This is a genomic window from Sinobaca sp. TMA16-18 (assembly GCF_059510535.1).
The window spans coordinates 165,601-185,331 of sequence record NZ_JCAKFM010000001.1 but is presented as its reverse complement, the minus strand read 5'-3'; the positions used below and the strand labels follow the sequence as shown (position 1 = coordinate 185,331).

The following is a 19,731-nucleotide window of genomic DNA, read 5'->3' as shown; positions in this document are numbered from 1 at the left end:
AAGTAAATGAAGATTAGAGAGTTTTCCGTATTGTTCGGCGTCATCATGATTGTTGTCATGCTGATTATTCCTCTTCCTACCCTGATATTGGATTTATTGATCATTTTAAATATTTCCCTGGCCCTTCTCATTATTCTTGTTGCAATGAATACAAAAGAGCCTCTGGAATTTTCTATATTTCCTACCCTTCTTTTGCTCGTCACGTTATTCAGGCTGGGACTGAACGTTTCCACCACCCGTTCAATACTTAGCAATGCCGACGCCGGCAACGTTATTGAAACATTTGGAAACTTCGTAATATCCGGAAGTGCGTTGGTCGGATTTGTAGTATTTCTTATTTTGATTATCATTCAGTTTGTCGTAATCGTAAAAGGGGCCGAGCGGGTCTCCGAAGTAGGTGCGAGATTTACGCTTGATGCGATGCCGGGTAAGCAGATGAGTATTGATGCCGATTTAAATGCAGGCATGATTTCCGATCTGGAAGCCAAGCAGCGCCGCGAAAAAATTGAACGTGAAGCCGACTTCTACGGATCCATGGACGGGGCGAGTAAATTTGTAAAAGGGGATGCCATTGCAGGTATTGTCATCGTCATCATTAATATGATCTTTGGTATCGTGATCGGCATGACCGAGCACAGTATGGATGTGGGTACCGCAGCGAATACGTTTACGCTTCTTACCGTAGGAGACGGGCTTGTCAGTCAAATACCCGCCCTGCTTATCTCGACGGCCACCGGTATTATCGTTACGAGAGCCGTATCAGAAGGGAATCTTGGATCCGACGTTACCCGTCAGCTGCTTGCTTTTCCTACGATGCTCTATATTGCAGCGGCCTCCATTTTTTCCCTGGGAGTATTTACGCCAATTAATTTCTTTTTAACGTTTTCCATTGCTTCGCTGCTCTTTGTGTTAGCCTGGTTTGCCAATAAGACGCTTAAATCGGAAGCTCTCGAAGCAGAAGAGGCGGCGGCCGCAGGCCAGAAGGAAGAGGAAGTGGACATGAAATCTCCGGAAAATGTGGTTCATTTACTTACGGTTGATCCGATTGAATTTGAGTTTGGGTACGGACTGATTCCATTGGCCGACACGAACCAGGGAGGCGACCTGCTTGACCGGATTGTAATGATCCGCCGCCAGCTGGCGCTTGAAATGGGAATGATTGTGCCGGTTATCCGTATTAGGGACAATATCCAGCTGCAGCCCAACGAATACGTAATAAAAATGAAAGGCAATGAAGTAGCGGGAGGAGAAATGCTTCTCGACCATTACCTGGCAATGAGTCCTGGAATTGAAGACCCTGCCGTGCAGGGAATTGACACGGTGGAGCCTGCATTCGGCCTGGCGGCGCTCTGGATAACCGAGGATATGAAAGACACAGCGGAAGGTTCCGGCTACACAGTTGTTGATCCGCCTTCAGTTGTATCCACTCATTTAACAGAAGTCGTAAAGGCGCACGCCCATGAACTGCTTGGACGTGAAGAAACGAAACAATTAGTGGACCATTTAAAAGAAACCTACCCAACGCTCGTGGAAGAAGTAACGCCTTCTCCGCTCCAGCTTGGGGAAATTCAAAAAGTCCTTTCCAATCTGCTGAAAGAAAAGATATCAATTCGCAACCTGCCGACTATCTTTGAGATTCTCGCCGAATACGGGCAGATGACAAAAGATATGGACCTCATTACAGAATACGTGCGGCAGGGCCTCTCCAGGCAGATAACCAAACAGTTTGCCCAGGAAGGAAGCGCCATGCAGGTAATTACAATCAGCGGGGGCATTGAAAAACAGATTGCGGACAATATTCAGCAGACCGAACACGGAAATTATCTGGCAATGGATCCGGCAGTAAGCCAGCAGATATTAGAATCTATCAGCCGGGAAACAGAACGGGCGGCAGCGGGGGGCCACCAGACCGTGCTGCTTTGTTCTCCGGCGGTTCGTATGCACCTGCGCCAGCTGATTGAGCGCTACCTGCCCCAGGTACCGGTTCTTTCCTACAATGAATTGGAACCAAGCCAGGAAGTCCAAAGTATTGGCATCGTTCAACTATAGAAAAAAGGGGGCCGTTCATTGATCAATGTACTGGTAGTAGATGATTCAGCTTTTATGAGAAAAATGCTTTCAGAATTTATAAACAGCCAGACGGACATGACAACAAAAGCGGTCGCAAGGAATGGGAGCGATGCTTTGGAAAAAGTCGCTTCCGGTCAATATGATGTCATGACCCTTGATGTGGAAATGCCGGTGATGACAGGAATAGATGTATTAAAAAAACTTCCATCGGAGCAGCCTGCAGTCATTATGGTGAGTTCAAAGACGCAGCGCGGATCCGATATGGCCGTTCAGGCATTTGAACTGGGGGCGGTAGAAGTCGTCGCAAAGCCCTCGGGGTCCATATCACTGGATATAGAAAAAATAAAAGAAGAATTTCTGTCCAAAGTAAGAATAGCGGCTGCGGCAGGAGCAGGGAAGCGGCTGCAAAACAGAAAGAGTTTCCGTGCAGCAGTTCCGCTGCCATCCGTCGCGCCTAAACGATTGATTGCTTCAGGTTCGAGAAGCGTACTGGCAATCGGCACATCCACGGGGGGGCCGAAAGCTCTTCAGACGGTTGTACCGGCGCTGCCGGCCTCTCTTGGCGCTCCGGTCTTTATTGTTCAGCATATGCCGCCATCTTTTACAGAATCGCTTGCTAAACGGCTCAATCAGCTTTCTGCTCTGCAGGTAAAAGAAGCCGTACATAATGAAACCGCAGAAAACGGCGTGGTTTATATTGCGCCGGGAGGCAGGCAGATGCGTGTAGGAAGAAAAGAAGGAAGGTTGTTTCTTTCGGTTACAGACGAAGAAGCTAACGAAGGACACCGTCCTTCTGTAGATGTTCTTTTTAAATCTTTGGCCGCGTTAAATCATGTATCTGTTAGTGCGGCGGTACTTACCGGAATGGGGAAAGATGGAATGGAGGGCGTAAAGCGCCTGCTTGAAAACAACACCGGCCGGATTGCCGCTGAATCAGAGGAGACTGCCGTTATCTACGGTATGCCAAAAGCAGCGGCACAGCTGGATGGGGTGGAGAGTCTGCCGCTCGAGCACATATCAGCGTTTCTTACACGTTCAGCCGCCCATTAAGGGTTACTACAGAAAGGATGCAGAGAATGAACCAGTTACTGGATGAGAAATTTGCGGACATGCTCAAAGAAGCGGCCAATATTGGTTCCGGCCACGCTGTAAGATCGTTGTCGATTCTGCTTGGAGAACCAGTTACAATGCAGCCGGTCCATTTGAAAGTGGTTTCTTTTCAGGAGCTTATGTCTGAGTACGGAGAGAAAGAAGAAGTGATGGCTGCTTCTCTGCTTCCTTTTTACGGCGATATGGCGGGCATTGTGTATCTGCTTTTTTCACAGGAAGATATTAATGCGTTAGCCGGTTCACTCATAGGACGGCCGGTAACAATGAAAGAACTAAAAACAGATCCGTACCTGCATTCAATGCTGATGGAGCTTGGTAATATTTTGTCGGGAGCGTATATTTCCGCTATTGCCGATTTCACCTCTTTAAACATGCAGACCGCTTCGCCATCTGCCGCAGTCGATATGGCTGTATCCTTATGGAATGAAGGATTGAGCTACATGCAGGAAGCCCGGAACGAGGTGCTGTTTCTGGAATCAGAATGGAAAAGCGCATCTATTCCCGGCGGATCGGCTTCAGGACGGTTTTTATTCCTTCCGGATGCCGCTTCCTACCAAGTACTGCTGCGCAGGCTGGAGGAGAAACTATATGAATAACATTTCAACACCGTTTTATATCCGTGTTGGCATGTCCGATTGGAAAGCATCAGCAGATAAAGAACTGCTCCGCACATCGGGACTTGGTTCCTGCATCGGTGTTGTCATTTACTCTCCTTCCGAGCCGCTGGCAGTGATGGCCCATATTCTTCTGCCCGGCTGCCCGGAGGAGCAGTGGGAGAACAAACAGCTCAGAACGAAATTTGCGGATACTTCTATAGAAGATATTGTTTATTTTTTCAGGCAGCACCATATTTCCCCCCGGAAACTGGCCGCAAAAATGGCAGGAGGAGCGCAGATGTTTGCCATATCTCCTGCCAAAGAAAACAAAAGTATCGGTTTCCGCAATGCAGAAGCGGTGAAAGAAGCGCTGCAGCAATACTCTGTCCCTCTGCTTGCTGAAGATACCGGCGGGGATAAAGGAAGAACGATAACATTTGATCCGGTCTCGGCCGGCCTGTACATACGAAAAGCCTACGGAGAAGAAAAAGTAATTTAAAACAATAAAAAAGGGGGAACTACAATGGCAAGAACAACCTTTCATGAACATCAGGAACTTTGGGAAAAGTGGATCGAGCATAAAGACATGGATGCCTGCAATCAGCTCATGCACGAATACCAGCCGCTCGTTCATTACCACGTTCAGCGGATCGGCGCCGGTCTGCCAAAAAGTGTACGGCGGGATGATCTGTGGAGCCACGCGATGGCAGGTCTCTATGATGCAATGAAAAAGTTCGACTTCAGCCGCGATTTGAAATTTGACACCTACGCGTCTTTTCGTATTAAAGGCTCTATTCTGGACGGTCTCCGGCAGCAGGATTGGATGCCGAGATCCTTAAGGGAAAAATCAAAAAAACTGGAAGAGACGACGGAGATGCTTGAGCAGAAACACGGCAGATACGTGACCGAAGAAGAAGTCGCCCAGCAGATGAATGTAACAACGGCGGAAGTTCGTAAAGTAAGCGCAGAAAGCTTTTTTGCGAACGTTCTTTCTATGGATGAAGAGAGTGCAGAGGGGGATAAGTCAGAAACTTTTAAAGTCGCGATACGTGACGAGAAAACCCTCAGCCCGGAAGATGTAATGATGAAGGATGCTTCCATCCAGGAGCTTGCCGAAGTCATTCAGTCTCTCACCGATAAAGAAAAAATGGTCGTCGGCCTTTTTTACACAGAAGAGATGACGCTCACTGAAATCGGGGAAATTATGAGCCTGTCCACGTCCCGGATTTCCCAGATCCATTCCAAAGCTCTTTTCAAATTAAAGCAGGCGCTGGAAAAAAGAAAACTGCAGAACAACGGATGAACACCGGCTTTACTGCTGCGGGCCAAATAAATAATTTACAAATAAATAAAGTCCATTATCTTGATTTGCCTATACGCATATGATATATTAATTGACGGTGTTAAATACACACGCTCGGCTGATCTGCAACAAGGTGGCTGCATATTGCAGCTCAATTGCAGAGAAGATGCAGGCGGAGGAAAAAACCTAAGGAGGAATAAATCATGGCAGTTATTTCCATGAAACAATTACTAGAAGCAGGGGTACACTTCGGTCATCAGACTAGACGCTGGAACCCAAAAATGAGCCGTTACATTTTCACTGAAAGAAATGGTATCTATATCATCGACCTTCAGAAGACGGTTAAAAAAGTAGAAGAAGCATACAACTACGTACGCGACATTGCTGCAGACGGAGGAAAAATTCTTTTCGTTGGAACGAAAAAGCAGGCACAGGATTCCGTCCGTGACGAAGCTATTCGTTCAGGCCAGTTTTATATCAATCAGCGCTGGCTCGGAGGAACTCTTACAAACTTTGCAACGATCCGTAAGCGTATTGCCCGCCTAAAAGAAATCGAAAAAATGCAGGAAAATGGAACATTCGAAGTCCTGCCTAAAAAAGAAGTAATGCTGCTAGTTAAAGAAATGGACCGTTTGGAAAAATTTCTTGGTGGAATTAAAGAAATGAAGAAGCTGCCTGCAGCCATCTTTATTATTGACCCGCGCAAGGAAAGAATTGCTGTTGCAGAAGCGCACAAGCTTAACATTCCAATCGTTTCTATTGTAGATACAAACTGCGACCCGGATGAAATTGACAAAGTAATTCCTGGTAACGATGACGCGATCCGCGCTGTACGCCTTTTGACTTCAAAAATGGCAGATGCTGTTATTGAAGCAAACAGAGCACAGGAGCAGGCTGAACTGGAGAAAGAAACAGAAGAAGAAGCTGTTGAAAATCAGGAAACAATTTCATAATCACAGCATTATAACAACGAGTGCTGTACACAAAAGGGTGGTATAAGGGGATTGCCCTTTATCATCCTTTTGTTATAGAAAAGAAACAGGCATTTATTCAGAGGAGGAATATAACAATGGCAATTACAGCTGGTATGGTAAAAGAGCTCCGCGCAAAAACAGGAGCCGGAATGATGGACTGCAAAAAGGCACTTACAGAAACAGACGGAGACATGGATCAGGCAGTTGATTATCTTCGCGAAAAAGGTATTTCCAAAGCGGCAAAGAAAGCAGACCGTGTAGCAGCAGAAGGACTTTCCTCAGTACTGATCGAAGGAAACAAAGCTGTTATTCTTGAAATCAATGCAGAAACAGACTTCGTTGCTAAAAACGAAAACTTCCAGAATCTAGTAAAAGACGTAGCGTCCTATCTTCTTTCCGAAGAGCCGGCAGACGTTGATACGGCGCTTGCTGCTGCTTTCAAAGAAGGAGTAACGCTTCAGGATTACCTGAATGACCAAATCGCAAAGATCGGTGAAAAGATTTCTCTCCGCCGTTTTGAAATTGTGAAGAAGAGCGATAACGACTCTTTCGGATCTTACCTTCATATGGGAGGACGCATCGGCGTGCTTACGCTTCTTGAAGGAACAACAGATGATCAGGCAGCTAAAGATGTAGCCATGCACATTGCCGCTATCAACCCAAGCTATACGTCCCGTGATCAGGTACCGCAGGAAGAAGCGGATCGTGAAAGAGAAGTTCTTAAGCAGCAGGCTCTTAACGAAGGCAAGCCGGAAAACATCGTTGAAAAAATGGTTGAAGGCCGCATTAACAAATATTTCGAGCAGATCTGCCTGCTGGATCAGGAATTCGTAAAGGATCCGGATCAGAAAGTCGGCAAGTTTGTAAAAAGCTTCGGTGCTGAAGTAAAAGGCTTCGTACGCTATGAAGTTGGAGAAGGCATGGAAAAACGTGAAGATAACTTTGCTGAAGAAGTTATGTCCCAAGTGAAAAAATAATGGTGCAAGCGGGTATGCTCCCTGGATATATCCAGTGGGGCAGGCCCTCTTTCCATGTTATAGAAGAATTGCACAATAATGCCTGACAATCGGGGGTAAATGATGGAAAAGTATAATAGAGTTGTACTGAAATTAAGCGGTGAAGCTCTTGCAGGAAAATTAGGGTATGGAATTGACCCGGAGGTTATCCAGTCGATAGCCATGCAGATCAAAGAGATTGTTGTTTATGATATAGAAATAGCTATCGTAGTCGGCGGCGGTAATATCTGGCGCGGGATGGCAGGAAGCGCTAAAGGAATGGACCGTGCCACAGCTGATTATATGGGAATGCTTGCTACCGTTATGAACTCGCTGGCCCTTCAGGACAGCCTGGAAGACAACGGCGTTCAGTCCAGAGTACAGACCTCAATCGAAATGAGACAGGTGGCTGAACCATACATAAGACGCAAAGCGATCCGTCATTTAGAGAAAAAACGTGTTGTTATTTTTGCAGCAGGTACCGGAAATCCTTATTTCTCTACGGATACAACAGCTGCTCTTCGCGCTGCTGAAATCGAAGCGGAAGTGATTCTTATGGCTAAAAATAAAGTAGACGGCGTATATGACGCAGATCCGTTTATTTATCCGGAAGCGAAAAAGTATCAGGAGCTTACCTACCTTGATCTGTTAAATGGCAACCTTGGCGTTATGGATTCGACAGCTTCTACGCTGTGTATGGACAATGATATACCACTTCTGGTATTTTCTATTATGGAAGAGGGCAATATTAAAAAAGCTGTATTAAAAGAAAAAATTGGTACAGTAATCAGGGGGAAATAAACATGGCAGAGAACGCAAAACAAGAAGCATCCGCGAAAATGAAAAAGTCGATCGAATCCTTTCACCGGGAGCTTGCAACACTAAGAGCGGGAAGAGCAAACCCTTCTATGCTTGATAAGGTTATCGTCAGCTACTACGGAGCAGAAACGCCGCTTAACCAGCTGGCTTCTATTTCTGTCCCGGAAGCACGCCTGCTTGTCGTAGCGCCTTATGATAAATCTTCCATCAACGATATGGAAAAAGGAATCCAAAAAGCAAACCTCGGCCTTACGCCAAGCAACGACGGCGAAGTGATTCGTATTGCCATTCCTGCTCTTACAGAAGAACGCCGTAAAGATTTATCCAAACTAATCGGAAAATACGCAGAAGAGGCTAAGGTGGCTATCCGTAACCTCCGCCGCGATGCAAATGATTCTCTTAAAAAGCAGCAGAAAGATGGAGATATTACAGAAGACGATCTCCGTCGCCAGCAGGATGACATTCAAAAGGTAACAGACCAGCACATTGCTGAAATTGATAAAGCAGCAGCGGATAAAGAAAAAGAAATTATGGAAGTTTAACGGTTCAGTAGATACAATAGAAAGAATGTAAAACCCTCTTCTTGCAGGAGGGTTTTTCCTTTTATAAAGCGAAGTAAAGAAAAGGGACGATGTCTTCGGAGGAAAAGTTTCCCTCATCTCTTGTGTTTGAGAGCACTAATGCTTTAAGATGAAAAAGGACTGCATAACTCTGCCGGCATAGAAGACAGGCAGAAAAAATAATAGGTTACATATTAAAAGAAGGCTGGTGCCCCAACCATGATTGATAGATTTTTAAAAAATCCAGAAGAACGCTCGCATCAAAAGGCCGACGCTGCTAAATCAGGGAATATACCGGCTCACGTTGCTATCATAATGGATGGAAATGGGCGCTGGGCTAAGGAAAGAGGCATGCCTCGCGTAGCTGGACACCGGGAAGGCATGAAAACCATTAATCGTATTGTCGAAAAAGCCCATCTAATGGGGATAAAATACATTACCTTGTACGCTTTTTCAACTGAAAATTGGAAGCGTCCGAAATCAGAAGTGGAGTTTTTGATGAGGATGCCGGAGAAGTTTATTACAAAGGAACTACCGGCACTTATGAAAAACAATGTCAAAGTACAAATGATGGGAAGTACAGAGCTGCTCCCGGCCCATACGCTGAAAGCTGTAAAAAAAGCGATCGATGATACAGCTGCCAATACAGGTATTGTCATGAATATCGCGATGAATTACGGTGGACGGGATGAATTGGTACGAGCTGTAAAAGCGCTTGGAGAAGAAGTGCAGAACGGCTCCATCCGTGCAGAAGATATAGCAGAAAAAGATATTAATGCCAGACTTTTCAGCAGTGATCTGCCGGATCCGGATCTGCTTATCCGCACGAGCGGAGAAATCCGCCTGAGCAACTTTATGCTGTGGCAGCTTGCCTACAGCGAGTTTTGGTTTACAGATGTTCTCTGGCCGGACTTTAATGGGGAGCACCTCGAAGAGGCTATTAAGGTGTTTCAGGAAAGGAAGCGGCGGTACGGGGGCGTTTAGATGGGGGAGACACGATGAGACAACGAATAGTAACAGCAGTAATTGGAGGCATTATTCTACTTGGCGCTGTTATTGCAGGCGGAGTGTTTTTTACTGCCTTTGTAGCACTTATCGCTTCAGCTGCGATGTATGAGCTGATTCGAATGAAACATATTAAAGCCAGATCTTTTATGGGTCTGGTCAGTATGCTGTTTATGTGGACACTCCTCATTCCCGCAGAGTGGCTGGACGTTGTCTTTTTAGATCACGTATCCAAATCAGAACTCTTCTTCGTTATGGTATTGTTTCTGCTCGCATGGACTGTAGTAACCAAAAATTCCTTTACGTTTGACGAAGCTGGTTTTGTGATTTTGTCAGCGGTATACGTCGGTTATGGATTTTATCACCTGATTATTACCCGTCATATAGACGACATCGGGCTGCTTGTTGTATTTTTCACCCTATTTATTATTTGGGCCACCGATTCCGGTGCTTACTTTATCGGGCGGAAATGGGGAAAGCATAAGCTGTGGCCGGACATCAGCCCCAAAAAAACAATTGAAGGATTTATAGGAGGAATTGGTGCCGCGCTTATCGTAGGGTGGGTATTTCACATGTTCTTTCCTATCTACTCTTCCGCATGGATTGTCACGGCATTTATTTTAACCGCGTCTGTTTTTGGACAGCTCGGGGATCTGGTGGAATCGGCACTGAAACGTCATTACGCCGTGAAAGATTCTGGAACGCTTCTGCCGGGACACGGTGGTGTGCTGGACCGCTTTGACAGCTTGATTTTTGTCATGCCGCTGCTGCACTTTTTCTATTTTTTATCGTAGGTTGTACATACTACAGACAGGCTGATCAATAAAGGAGACTATTATGAAAAAAATCTCACTGCTTGGGTCCACTGGATCTATCGGTACGCAAACGTTGGACGTTATAAAAGGCCATCCAGAAGAATTTTCGCTCGTGGCAATGACAGCCGGCAAAAATATCACTCTTGCGGCAGAACAGATAGCACTATTTAAGCCGTCGCTTGTTAGCGTAGCGCGAAAAGAAGATGCAGAGTGGCTGCAAAAAGAATTCCCGAAGGTGCGCATTCTTTTTGGCAGAGACGGATTAATTGAAGCCGCTTCCTGCAGCGAAGCGGATTTTCTCATGAACGCAGTCATGGGGAGTGTCGGGCTCGAGCCGACACTTGCAGCAATTAAAGCAGGAAAAGACATCGGGATTGCCAATAAAGAAACGCTCGTGACAGCTGGACATATTGTGACACAGGCAGCGAAAGAGCATCAGGTTCTTCTCCTGCCGGTCGACAGCGAACACTCGGCTATTTATCAATGTCTGCTGGGCAATCGAAGAGAAGACGTAGACCGTTTAATTATTACAGCTTCCGGGGGGAGTTTTCGTGATTTAAATCGGGACCAGCTGCATAATGTAACAAAAGAGGATGCGTTGAATCATCCCAATTGGTCAATGGGTGCCAAGATTACGATCGATTCAGCCACCATGATGAACAAAGGGTTTGAAGTCATAGAAGCCCACTGGCTTTTTGATATGCCGTATGAAGATATTGAAGTCGTTATCCACCGGGAAAGTATCGTGCATTCCCTCGTGGAATACAAGGATAAAAGTGTGATAGCCCACCTTGGATCCCCTGATATGAAAGTTCCTATTCAGTTTGCCCTGTCCCAGCCTAAAAGGCTTGAATTAAAAGATACAAACAGGTTAAACTTATGGGAAGCAGGAGCGCTTCATTTTTCAAAGCCCGATTTTGACCGGTACCGCTGTCTGCAGTATGCTTATGATGCAGGGAAAACCGGAGGTACCATGACAACTGTTTTAAACGCGGCAAATGAAATTGCGGTGGCCGAATTTCTGGCAGGCCGGATCTCATTTACAGCAATCGAAGACTATATAGAAAAAGCAATGCATCGGCACTCGTCCCAGCGTGCTCCTGATTTACAGACCATTCTTGAAGTGGATAAAGAAACAAGGGAATATGTGGCCTCTTTAATAGGGTAAAGGTGGGAAAAAATTGGATACATTAATTGCAATAATTATTATTTTTGGAGTGCTGGTGGCAGTCCATGAATGGGGGCATCTTTACTTTGCCAAAAAAGCCGGTATTTTATGCCGGGAATTTGCAATAGGCTTCGGCCCGAAAATATTTTCAACAAAGCGTAACGAAACACTGTATACAGTCAGGCTGCTTCCGCTTGGAGGCTATGTGCGCATGGCCGGTGAAGAACCGGAGCAGGTGCAGATTAAGCCTGGATATGAAGTAGGGCTGGTCTGGAATGACGCCGGCAAAGTTAAAGAAATCATCGTTAACAATAAATCAAAGCATCCTGAAGCAAAAGTAGTGTCTGTCGAGCGTATAGACCTGGATAAACAGTTGTTTATAGAAGCCTACACAGATGACGAAGAAGAGCTGCAGCGTTTTGAGGTAGATGATGCCTGCAATATGATCGTAGATGAAAAGCCGGAACAGATTGCCCCGTACCACAGACAGTTCGGCTCCAAAAAGCCGGGTCCCAAGTTTCTTACCATATTTGCTGGACCTGCGATGAACTTTATTTTAGCCTTTGTGCTGTTTATGACGTTTGCGCTTATAAACGGCGTGCCGACTGAAGAAGCTTCCATGGGAGAACTCGTTGATGGAAGTCCCGCAGAGGAAGCCGGACTGGTAGAAGGCGATGAAGTAAACGCCGTGGACGGCCAGCAGGTCGACACATGGCAGGAAATGACGGCAGTCATTCAGCAGAATCCAGGCGAGGCTGTTCCATTTGAGATCGTACGTGACGGACAAGAACAGACCATCACGGTGGAACCGGACAGCGTGTATGATGAAATGGCAGAACAGGAAATCGGTCAGATCGGCGTCAACGCGCCGGCTCCTGAACATTCTTTCCTTGGCTCGATAGAATACGGTGCAACTAGCGTATACAACGTAGCCACACTGATTTTTCAGGTGCTGAGCACAATCTTAACCGGACAATTTTCACTTGATGATCTGGCCGGCCCTGTAGGTATCTATAACGCCACAGGCGAGGTTGCCTCACTCGGTATTCTTGTGCTCGTTCAGTGGGCGGCGATGCTGAGTGTAAACCTCGGTATTGTCAATCTACTGCCGCTTCCGGCATTGGATGGTGGAAGGCTGATCTTTATCGGGCTGGAAGCGATCCGCCGTAAGCCGATCGATCCGCAGAAAGAAGGCCTGGTCCACTTACTCGGATTTGCGCTGTTAATTCTGCTGATGCTTGCTGTGACGTGGAATGATATAAACCGTTTCTTTTTATAATAATGCTGCAAGGCTTCAGTGCCCGAGCTTTCTCGATGGAGATAACGACTCAAAAGGTAAGCCTTTTGTCGGGAGCGGGTACTGGTGCCTTTGTTTTATCCAAAAACGATACCGGCAGAACAACATCTGTCTGTTTAACTTGAAGAAAGAGGGTTCCTACTACTATGAGACAACAATCATTTTTCAGCCCCACAATGCGGGATGTACCGCAGGGAGCAGATATAACAAGCCATCAGCTGATGCTGCGGGCCGGTCTTATCCGCCAGACGGCTTCCGGCATATACAGCTACCTTCCGCTTGGTTACAAAGTACTTAGAAAAATTGAAAATATCGTAAGAGAAGAAATGAACAATGCCGGCGCACAGGAAATTCTAATGCCGGCTGTGCAGCCCGCAGAAATATGGGAAGAGTCAGGACGGATCGATGATTACGGACCGGAACTGATGCGCTTAAAAGACCGCCATAACCGCGATTTTGTTCTTGGTGCTACGCATGAAGAAGTGATTACCTCACTCGTGCGCGATGAGTTGAATTCCTATAAAAAACTGCCGGTGAACCTGTACCAGATTCAAAACAAGTACCGGGATGAAAGAAGGCCGCGTTTTGGCGTCCTGCGCTCCCGTGAGTTTTTGATGAAAGACGCGTATTCTTTTGACAGCAGTGAAGAAGGACTTGAAGAGAGCTATTGGAATATGTTTCGTGCCTATCAATCGGTGTTTAAGCGCTGCGGCCTTGACTTCCGTGCGGTGGAAGCAGATGCCGGCGCGATTGGCGGCAAAGGCGGCACCCATGAATTTATGGCTCTTTCCGACGTTGGCGAAGATACAATTGCTTATTCGGACGCCTCGGATTTTGCAGCAAATATCGAAGTGGCAAAGATTGCCGACGGCTATGAAAAGCCGGCAAAGCCGGAAGCTTCGATGGCGCCGGTTGATACACCGGAAATGAAAACGATTGACGAGCTGATGAAAGGTCTTTCATTAGAAAGCACTTCCATCATTAAATCTGTCCTATTCATGACGGAAGAAGAGCCTGTGCTTGTGCTGGTCAGGGGAGATCACGAAGTAAATGAGATTAAAGTAGCCAACCTGCTGGATACCTCAGAAGTCAGACTGGCAGAAGATGCCGAAGTTGAGCAGGTGATGGGATGCAGAACAGGCTTTATCGGCCCGGTCCGTGCCCCGGAAAACGTAAAGATCCTGGCTGATTTTGCTGTGCGCGGCATAGCGGAAGCGGTAACCGGAGCAAATGAAGCAGATAAACACTTTATGAGCGTGCATCCGGACCGTGATTTTAAAGTCAGCTCTTATGAAGATCTGCGCTTTATTAAAGAAGGAGATCCTGCTCCGGACGGAAAAGGAACGATCCGTTTTGCTAAAGGGATTGAAGTCGGCCAGGTATTTAAACTGGGAACCAAATATTCCAAAGCATTAAAAGCGGACTTCCTGGATGAACGGGGAAAAGCCCAGCCTTTAATTATGGGATGCTACGGAATTGGAGTAAGCCGGACAATTGCTGCAATTATCGAACAGCACCATGATGAATCGGGTATTATCTGGCCGAAGAATGTGGCTCCATTTGATGTGCACCTGCTTGCCCTGAACGTAAAACAGGAAGACCAGGCCGCACTCGGAGAGTCCGTGTACAAGGAGCTCCGCGAAGCTGGCTTTGATGTGTTATACGATGACCGCAAAGAACGCGCGGGCGTAAAGTTTAAAGACGCTGATTTATACGGTATTCCGGTTAGAATAGCCTGCGGTAAAAAAGCAGCTGAAGGCATTATTGAAGTGAAACTAAGAGAAGGCGGAGAAGCAGTAGAAGTGGCGGCATCCGGCCTTATGAACTATTTAAACGAACACGCATAATCAAAGAATCACGCTATTATCCCATGGGCCTTTGTTAGAAATGACACTTTCTAATCGAAGAAAACCATGGGATAATTTTATGAAGAAAGTAATGAAAAGGGGTGCTCTGCAGTGAGTTCAGACAACCGTATCAGAGAAGAAAGATTCCAGCTGCTGATGGAGCAGCTGGATGTCCCCTCTGACATAAAAGAAAGATATCTGCAGGAGGGGCGGATAGAGAAGCTTGAGATCAGCAAGCAGGAGAAAAAATGGCATTTTTATTTCTACCTTCCTGTGCCGCTTCCCTATGACATATTCGAACTAATTGAAACGAAAATGAATGCAGCATTTACTCATGTAGCATCCACTGCTTTTTCGATTCAATATAAAGAAGAACAGCCATTTGACCGCCTGCCTTCCTATTGGCCGGCCGTAATTAACCGAATCGATGGCATGGCTCCTCATTTACGCCAGCGCTTGAACGGCGGCAGTCCGGTGATTGAAAACAACACCATTACGCTTGCCTGTAAAAATGAAGCGGAAGCGTCCATGATGGAGCGTAAGCTCTCGGATTCCCTTCAGGAAATTATGCCGGGGCTTGGATTTGGCAAGTGCATAGTTAAAGGAGAAGTCAAGAATTCAGAGGAAGAACGGGAAGCATTTGAGGAAAAAAAGAAAGAAGAAGATCACTCCAAAGTAGTAGAAGCCATGATGGAGCGTAAAAAACAAGAAGACCGTTCTAAAAAAGCCGGCGATTCCGGTTCACTGCGTATCGGCTATCCTATTAAAGAAGAGCCCGTGCCGATTGAAACAATCCAGGATGAAGAACGACGGATTGCGATTCAGGGGTATATTTTCGAAGCGGAAACAAGGGAGCTGCGGAGCGGACGGACGCTTTTAACATTTAAAATTACCGATTATACCGATTCCATCAGCGTGAAAATGTTTTCCAGAGACAAAGAGGATCTGCCGATGTACATGGCTCTCAAAAAAGGAATGTGGGTAAAAGTAAGAGGCGGCGTGCAGAACGATACATTTGTACGCGACCTTGTAATGATCGGAAACGATGTCACACAGATTCAGCCGGCAGTAAGAACGGATAAAGCAGATCCTGAAGAAACAAGAGTCGAGCTTCATGCCCACACCAATATGAGCCAGATGGATGCGACAACTACGGCCTCCGCCTATGTAGCAAAAGCAGCCGAATGGGGACATAAGGCTGTGGCTATTACGGATCACGGTGTAGCTCAGTCCTTTCCGGATGCCTACAACGCTTCGAAAAAACATGGTGTTAAAATTCTTTACGGACTCGAAGCCAACCTGGTGGATGACGGAGTGCCCATTGCGTACAACGAAGCAGACCGGGATCTGGCTTCCGGCACGTATATCGTGTTTGACGTTGAAACCACAGGGCTCAGCGTTGTATACGACACGATTATTGAACTGGCTGCCGTGAAAATTATTGACGGAGAAATTGTCGACCGGTTTGAGCGCTTTGCCAACCCGCACCAGAAGCTCTCCGACACGATTATTGATTTAACCGGTATTACAGACGATATGCTTGAAGGCGCACCGGAATTAAGGGACGTGCTTACGGATTTTGAAACATTCATGGGGGACAATATTCTTGTTGCCCATAATGCAAGCTTTGATATGGGATTTTTAAATGAAGGCTACCGGAAAATGGAGCAGGGCAAAGTAGGAAACCCTGTAATAGATACACTGGAGCTGGGACGTTTTTTATACCCGCATTTGAAAAATCACCGTCTGAACTCATTATGTAAGGCATTCGATATTGAATTAGTCAGCCATCACCGGGCGATTTATGATGCGGAAGCCACGGGGTATCTGTTGTGGAAAATGCTCAAAGATGCCATGAATAAAGACATTGCCAACCATAATCAGCTGAACCAGAACATGGGCCAGGGTGACTTTTACCGGCTTCGTCCTTCGCACTGCACGCTGATTGCCCAGACCCAGGAAGGGCTGAAAAATCTCTATACGCTCATTTCCAAGTCCCATCTGGAGTATTTCTTCCGCAACCCGCGGATTCCAAGATCGGTCCTGGAGAAGCACCGGACCGGGCTGATTGTCGGTTCCGGCTGTGACAAAGGGGAAGTATTTGAAACGATGATGCAGAAGTCGGCGGAAGAAGCGAAAGCGGCCGCAGAATTTTATGATTATCTTGAAATACAGCCGCCCGGAAACTACGCGCACCTCGTGGAAAAAGAGCTGCTGAAAGACCAGAATGCGATCTATGACATCACCAAAAAAATAGCCGCTCTCGGTGAAGAACTAGGGAAGCCTGTTATTGCTACGGGAAATGCCCATTATATTGAGCCGGAAGACAGCGTGTACCGGAAAATACTTGTAGCCTCCCAGGGAGGTGCGAATCCTTTGAACCGCCAGACGCTGCCTGCCGTGCATTTCCGGACGACCGATGAAATGCTGGAGGAGTTTTCGTTTCTTGGGGAAGACCTGGCAAAGAAAGTAGTCGTGACGGAATCAAGAGCCCTTGCCGATTCAGTGGAGGAAATCCATCCGATTCCCGACAAGCTGTATACGCCGACGATTGAAGGCTCGGATAAAGAAATCAGGGATATGTGCTATACGAAAGCATCGGAGCTTTACGGCTCGCCGCTTCCTGAAATTGTCGAAAGCAGATTGGAAAAAGAGTTGGCCAGTATTATCGGGCACGGGTTTGATGTTATTTATCTTATCTCCCAGAAGCTTGTTAAAAAATCACTGGATGACGGTTACCTCGTCGGTTCCAGAGGATCGGTCGGCTCTTCGTTTGTAGCCACGATGACCGAAATCACGGAAGTGAATCCGCTGCCGCCCCACTATGTATGTCCATCCTGCAAGCATTCTTATTTCTTTAACGACGGCTCCGTGATGTCGGGCTATGACCTGCCTGACAAAGCGTGTGAAAAGTGCGGGAGCACGTACATTAAAGAAGGGCAGGATATTCCCTTTGAAACGTTTCTGGGATTTAAAGGGGATAAGGTTCCTGATATTGACTTGAATTTCTCCGGTGACTATCAACCGAGAGCCCACCACTACACGAAAGAACTCTTCGGCGAAAAGAATGTCTACCGGGCGGGAACGATAGGAACCGTTGCTGATAAGACGGCCTACGGGTATGTAAAAGGCTACCAAAGCGATCATGACATGCACCTGCGCGGAGCGGAAATTGACCGGCTTGTGTCCGGATGCACCGGTGTCAAGCGGACAACAGGCCAGCACCCGGGAGGTATTATTGTTGTACCAGAGGAATATGATATTCACGATTTCAGCCCGGTGCAGTTTCCAGCGGATGATAAAACGTCGGAGTGGCGCACGACTCACTTTGACTTCCATTCTATTCATGATAATCTGCTGAAACTTGATATTCTGGGACACGATGACCCTACTGTGATCCGTATGCTCCAGGATCTAAGCGGTATTGATCCGAAGACGATTCCGGTGGATGACAAAGAAGTAATGAAAATATTCAGTTCGCCGGAAGTTCTCGGCGTGACACCGGAGCAGATTATGTGTAAAACCGGCACCTATGGCATTCCTGAATTCGGTACAAGGTTCGTCCGGCAGATGCTTGAGGAAACGAACCCAACCACGTTTTCAGAGCTGCTGCAGATTTCCGGACTTTCCCACGGCGCGGACGTGTGGCTAGGAAATGCACAGGAACTGATTCAAAGCGGCACGTGCCAGCTAAAAGATGTAATCGGCTGTCGTGATGATATTATGGTTTACCTGATTTACAAAGGGGTGGACGATGCCCTGGCATTTAAAATTATGGAGTTTGTCCGTAAAGGAAAAGGCCTCCAGGAAGAATGGGTCGAGGAAATGAAAAAGCATGGCGTGCCGGACTGGTATGTGGAATCATGCTTGAAAATTAAATATATGTTCCCGAAAGCCCACGCTTCTGCTTATGTATTGATGGCTGTACGGATAGCTTATTTTAAAGTGCATCACCCAATGTTTTTCTATGCTGCTTATTTCACTGTCCGGGCCGATGACTTTGATTTGAATACGATGATCAAAGGCGGTACGTCCATTAAAAGCCGGATTCAGGAAATACAGGCAAAGGGGTTTGATGCCACGCCAAAAGAAAAAAACATCGTCACCGTGCTCGAACTTGCCCTTGAGATGGTGGAACGGGGTTATTCCTTCCAGAAAGCCGACCTCTACCGCTCCAAGGCATCAGAGTTTATCGTGGAAGGAGATACGCTGATTCCTCCGTTCAACGCATTGGACGGCGTCGGCACAAACGCCGCTGCCAGCATTGTAAAAGCGAGAGAAGGCGGTGAATTCCTTTCCAAGGAAGACCTGCAGCAGCGCAGTAAAGCAACCAAGACGGTGATTGAAAATCTCGATCTGCACGGCTGCCTCCAGGGGCTTCCGGATTCCAACCAGCTGTCTTTATTTTAAAAACAAGCCTGAACGAACAACAGCCGGGTGATAAAACGAACAATAGAAGCTTGTAAGTCGCATGAAAACAAGCTTTGGTTGCATTTCCGGCTGTTTTATGGTAATCTTTTATTCGAAAGCAATGGATATGAAGCGTCGGGAGAAGAGTGGGTAAATACCCACTCTTTCGTTTGTAAAAAAGGGTATTTTGCACTTATTTCATACATGAACAGGCGTAGCGTAAAATAAACAGCTTATCATATAAATCAAGGAGGATGGTTATGAGCGAGCGGGTCAAAGATACCGCCAAACGACTTGTTCAGCCCATCTTGGAAGATTTAGGGCTAGAACTAGTTGAAGTGGAATATAAAAAAGAAGGAAAAAATTGGTTTCTGCGTGTGTATATAGATAGTCCAAAAGGAATAGCTATTGAAGACTGTGGGACCGTAAGTGAAAAACTGAGTGAAAAACTTGATGAACAGGATCCAGTAAACGAAAATTATTACCTTGAAGTATCTTCGCCGGGTGCCGAGCGTCCGCTTAAATCGGAAGAAGATATTAAGCGTGCAGTAGGGAAGTATATTAACATTACGACCTACAAGCCTTTAAATGGTGATAAAGTCTTCGAAGGAACGCTTCTCTCTTTTCAGGATGGCATTCTTGAAATCAGCCAGAAAGAAAAGCAGAAGAAAGTCCGAATGGAAGTTCCTTATAAAAAAGTAGCAAAAGCAAGACTGGCCATCGAATTTTAAGAGGTACCGATAACAAGGGGGAGGATAATTC

Annotated in this window: 16 protein-coding genes; all 16 read left to right on the top strand. The window is 46.4% G+C overall.

The genetic code is table 11. The annotated features are described in order from the left end of the window. The first annotated feature begins 6 nt into the window (after positions 1–6). The 16 genes from flhA to rimP all read left to right on the top strand — a co-directional run bounded on the left by flhA (position 7) and on the right by rimP (position 19,700). Entirely contained in the window at positions 7–2,049 is a 2,043-nt protein-coding gene (gene flhA / locus AC5W14_RS00960; RefSeq protein WP_496059465.1) for a flagellar biosynthesis protein FlhA, read from the top strand. 18 nt (positions 2,050–2,067) lie between these two features. Further along, on the top strand, positions 2,068–3,120 hold the full coding sequence (locus AC5W14_RS00955; RefSeq protein ID WP_496193497.1) for a protein-glutamate methylesterase/protein-glutamine glutaminase: 1,053 nt from the start codon (positions 2,068–2,070) through the stop codon (positions 3,118–3,120). Between the two features lie 26 nt (positions 3,121–3,146). Next, positions 3,147–3,776: a chemotaxis protein CheC gene (locus AC5W14_RS00950; protein WP_496193496.1), complete on the top strand. Its 630-nt coding sequence runs from the start codon at positions 3,147–3,149 to the stop codon at positions 3,774–3,776. Then, positions 3,769–4,275 carry a chemotaxis protein CheD gene (locus tag AC5W14_RS00945; protein WP_496193495.1) on the top strand — a complete coding sequence of 169 codons (507 nt, stop codon included), beginning with the start codon at positions 3,769–3,771 and terminating at the stop codon, positions 4,273–4,275. Before AC5W14_RS00950 ends, AC5W14_RS00945 begins: the two co-directional genes overlap by 8 nt. A gap of 24 nt (positions 4,276–4,299) precedes the next feature. Continuing rightward, positions 4,300–5,079: a FliA/WhiG family RNA polymerase sigma factor gene (locus tag AC5W14_RS00940; protein WP_496059468.1), complete on the top strand. Its 780-nt coding sequence runs from the start codon at positions 4,300–4,302 to the stop codon at positions 5,077–5,079. Between the two features lie 203 nt (positions 5,080–5,282). Next, positions 5,283–6,032, top strand: coding sequence for a 30S ribosomal protein S2 (gene rpsB, locus AC5W14_RS00935; RefSeq protein WP_496193494.1), 750 nt, complete (start codon positions 5,283–5,285; stop codon positions 6,030–6,032). Positions 6,033–6,148: 116 nt separating this feature from the next. Continuing rightward, on the top strand, positions 6,149–7,030 hold the full coding sequence (tsf, locus tag AC5W14_RS00930) for a translation elongation factor Ts (RefSeq protein ID WP_496059470.1): 882 nt from the start codon (positions 6,149–6,151) through the stop codon (positions 7,028–7,030). 102 nt (positions 7,031–7,132) lie between these two features. Next, positions 7,133–7,849, top strand: a complete 717-nt coding sequence (gene pyrH / locus AC5W14_RS00925; protein WP_496059471.1) for a UMP kinase — start codon at positions 7,133–7,135, stop codon at positions 7,847–7,849. Between the two features lie 2 nt (positions 7,850–7,851). Beyond that, positions 7,852–8,409 carry a ribosome recycling factor gene (gene frr, locus AC5W14_RS00920; protein WP_496059472.1) on the top strand — a complete coding sequence of 186 codons (558 nt, stop codon included), beginning with the start codon at positions 7,852–7,854 and terminating at the stop codon, positions 8,407–8,409. A 237-nt stretch (positions 8,410–8,646) separates the two neighbouring features. After that, positions 8,647–9,411, top strand: coding sequence for an undecaprenyl pyrophosphate synthase (gene uppS, locus AC5W14_RS00915; RefSeq protein ID WP_496193493.1), 765 nt, complete (start codon positions 8,647–8,649; stop codon positions 9,409–9,411). Between the two features lie 14 nt (positions 9,412–9,425). Continuing rightward, positions 9,426–10,226 (top strand): phosphatidate cytidylyltransferase, encoded by an 801-nt coding sequence (locus tag AC5W14_RS00910; RefSeq protein ID WP_496059474.1) that lies wholly within the window; start codon positions 9,426–9,428, stop codon positions 10,224–10,226. A 43-nt stretch (positions 10,227–10,269) separates the two neighbouring features. Beyond that, on the top strand, positions 10,270–11,415 hold the full coding sequence (locus AC5W14_RS00905; protein WP_496059475.1) for a 1-deoxy-D-xylulose-5-phosphate reductoisomerase: 1,146 nt from the start codon (positions 10,270–10,272) through the stop codon (positions 11,413–11,415). 13 nt (positions 11,416–11,428) lie between these two features. Then, complete coding sequence (rseP, locus tag AC5W14_RS00900) at positions 11,429–12,694, top strand: RIP metalloprotease RseP (protein ID WP_496059476.1); 1,266 nt, start codon at positions 11,429–11,431, stop codon at positions 12,692–12,694. A gap of 164 nt (positions 12,695–12,858) precedes the next feature. Beyond that, positions 12,859–14,559 carry a proline--tRNA ligase gene (locus AC5W14_RS00895; RefSeq protein WP_496193492.1) on the top strand — a complete coding sequence of 567 codons (1,701 nt, stop codon included), beginning with the start codon at positions 12,859–12,861 and terminating at the stop codon, positions 14,557–14,559. 111 nt (positions 14,560–14,670) lie between these two features. Beyond that, positions 14,671–18,969 (top strand): PolC-type DNA polymerase III, encoded by a 4,299-nt coding sequence (locus AC5W14_RS00890; protein WP_496059478.1) that lies wholly within the window; start codon positions 14,671–14,673, stop codon positions 18,967–18,969. Positions 18,970–19,229: 260 nt separating this feature from the next. Further along, a complete protein-coding gene (gene rimP / locus AC5W14_RS00885; protein ID WP_496059479.1) occupies positions 19,230–19,700 on the top strand; it encodes a ribosome maturation factor RimP in 471 nt (156 codons plus the stop codon). Positions 19,701–19,731 lie beyond the last annotated feature (31 nt).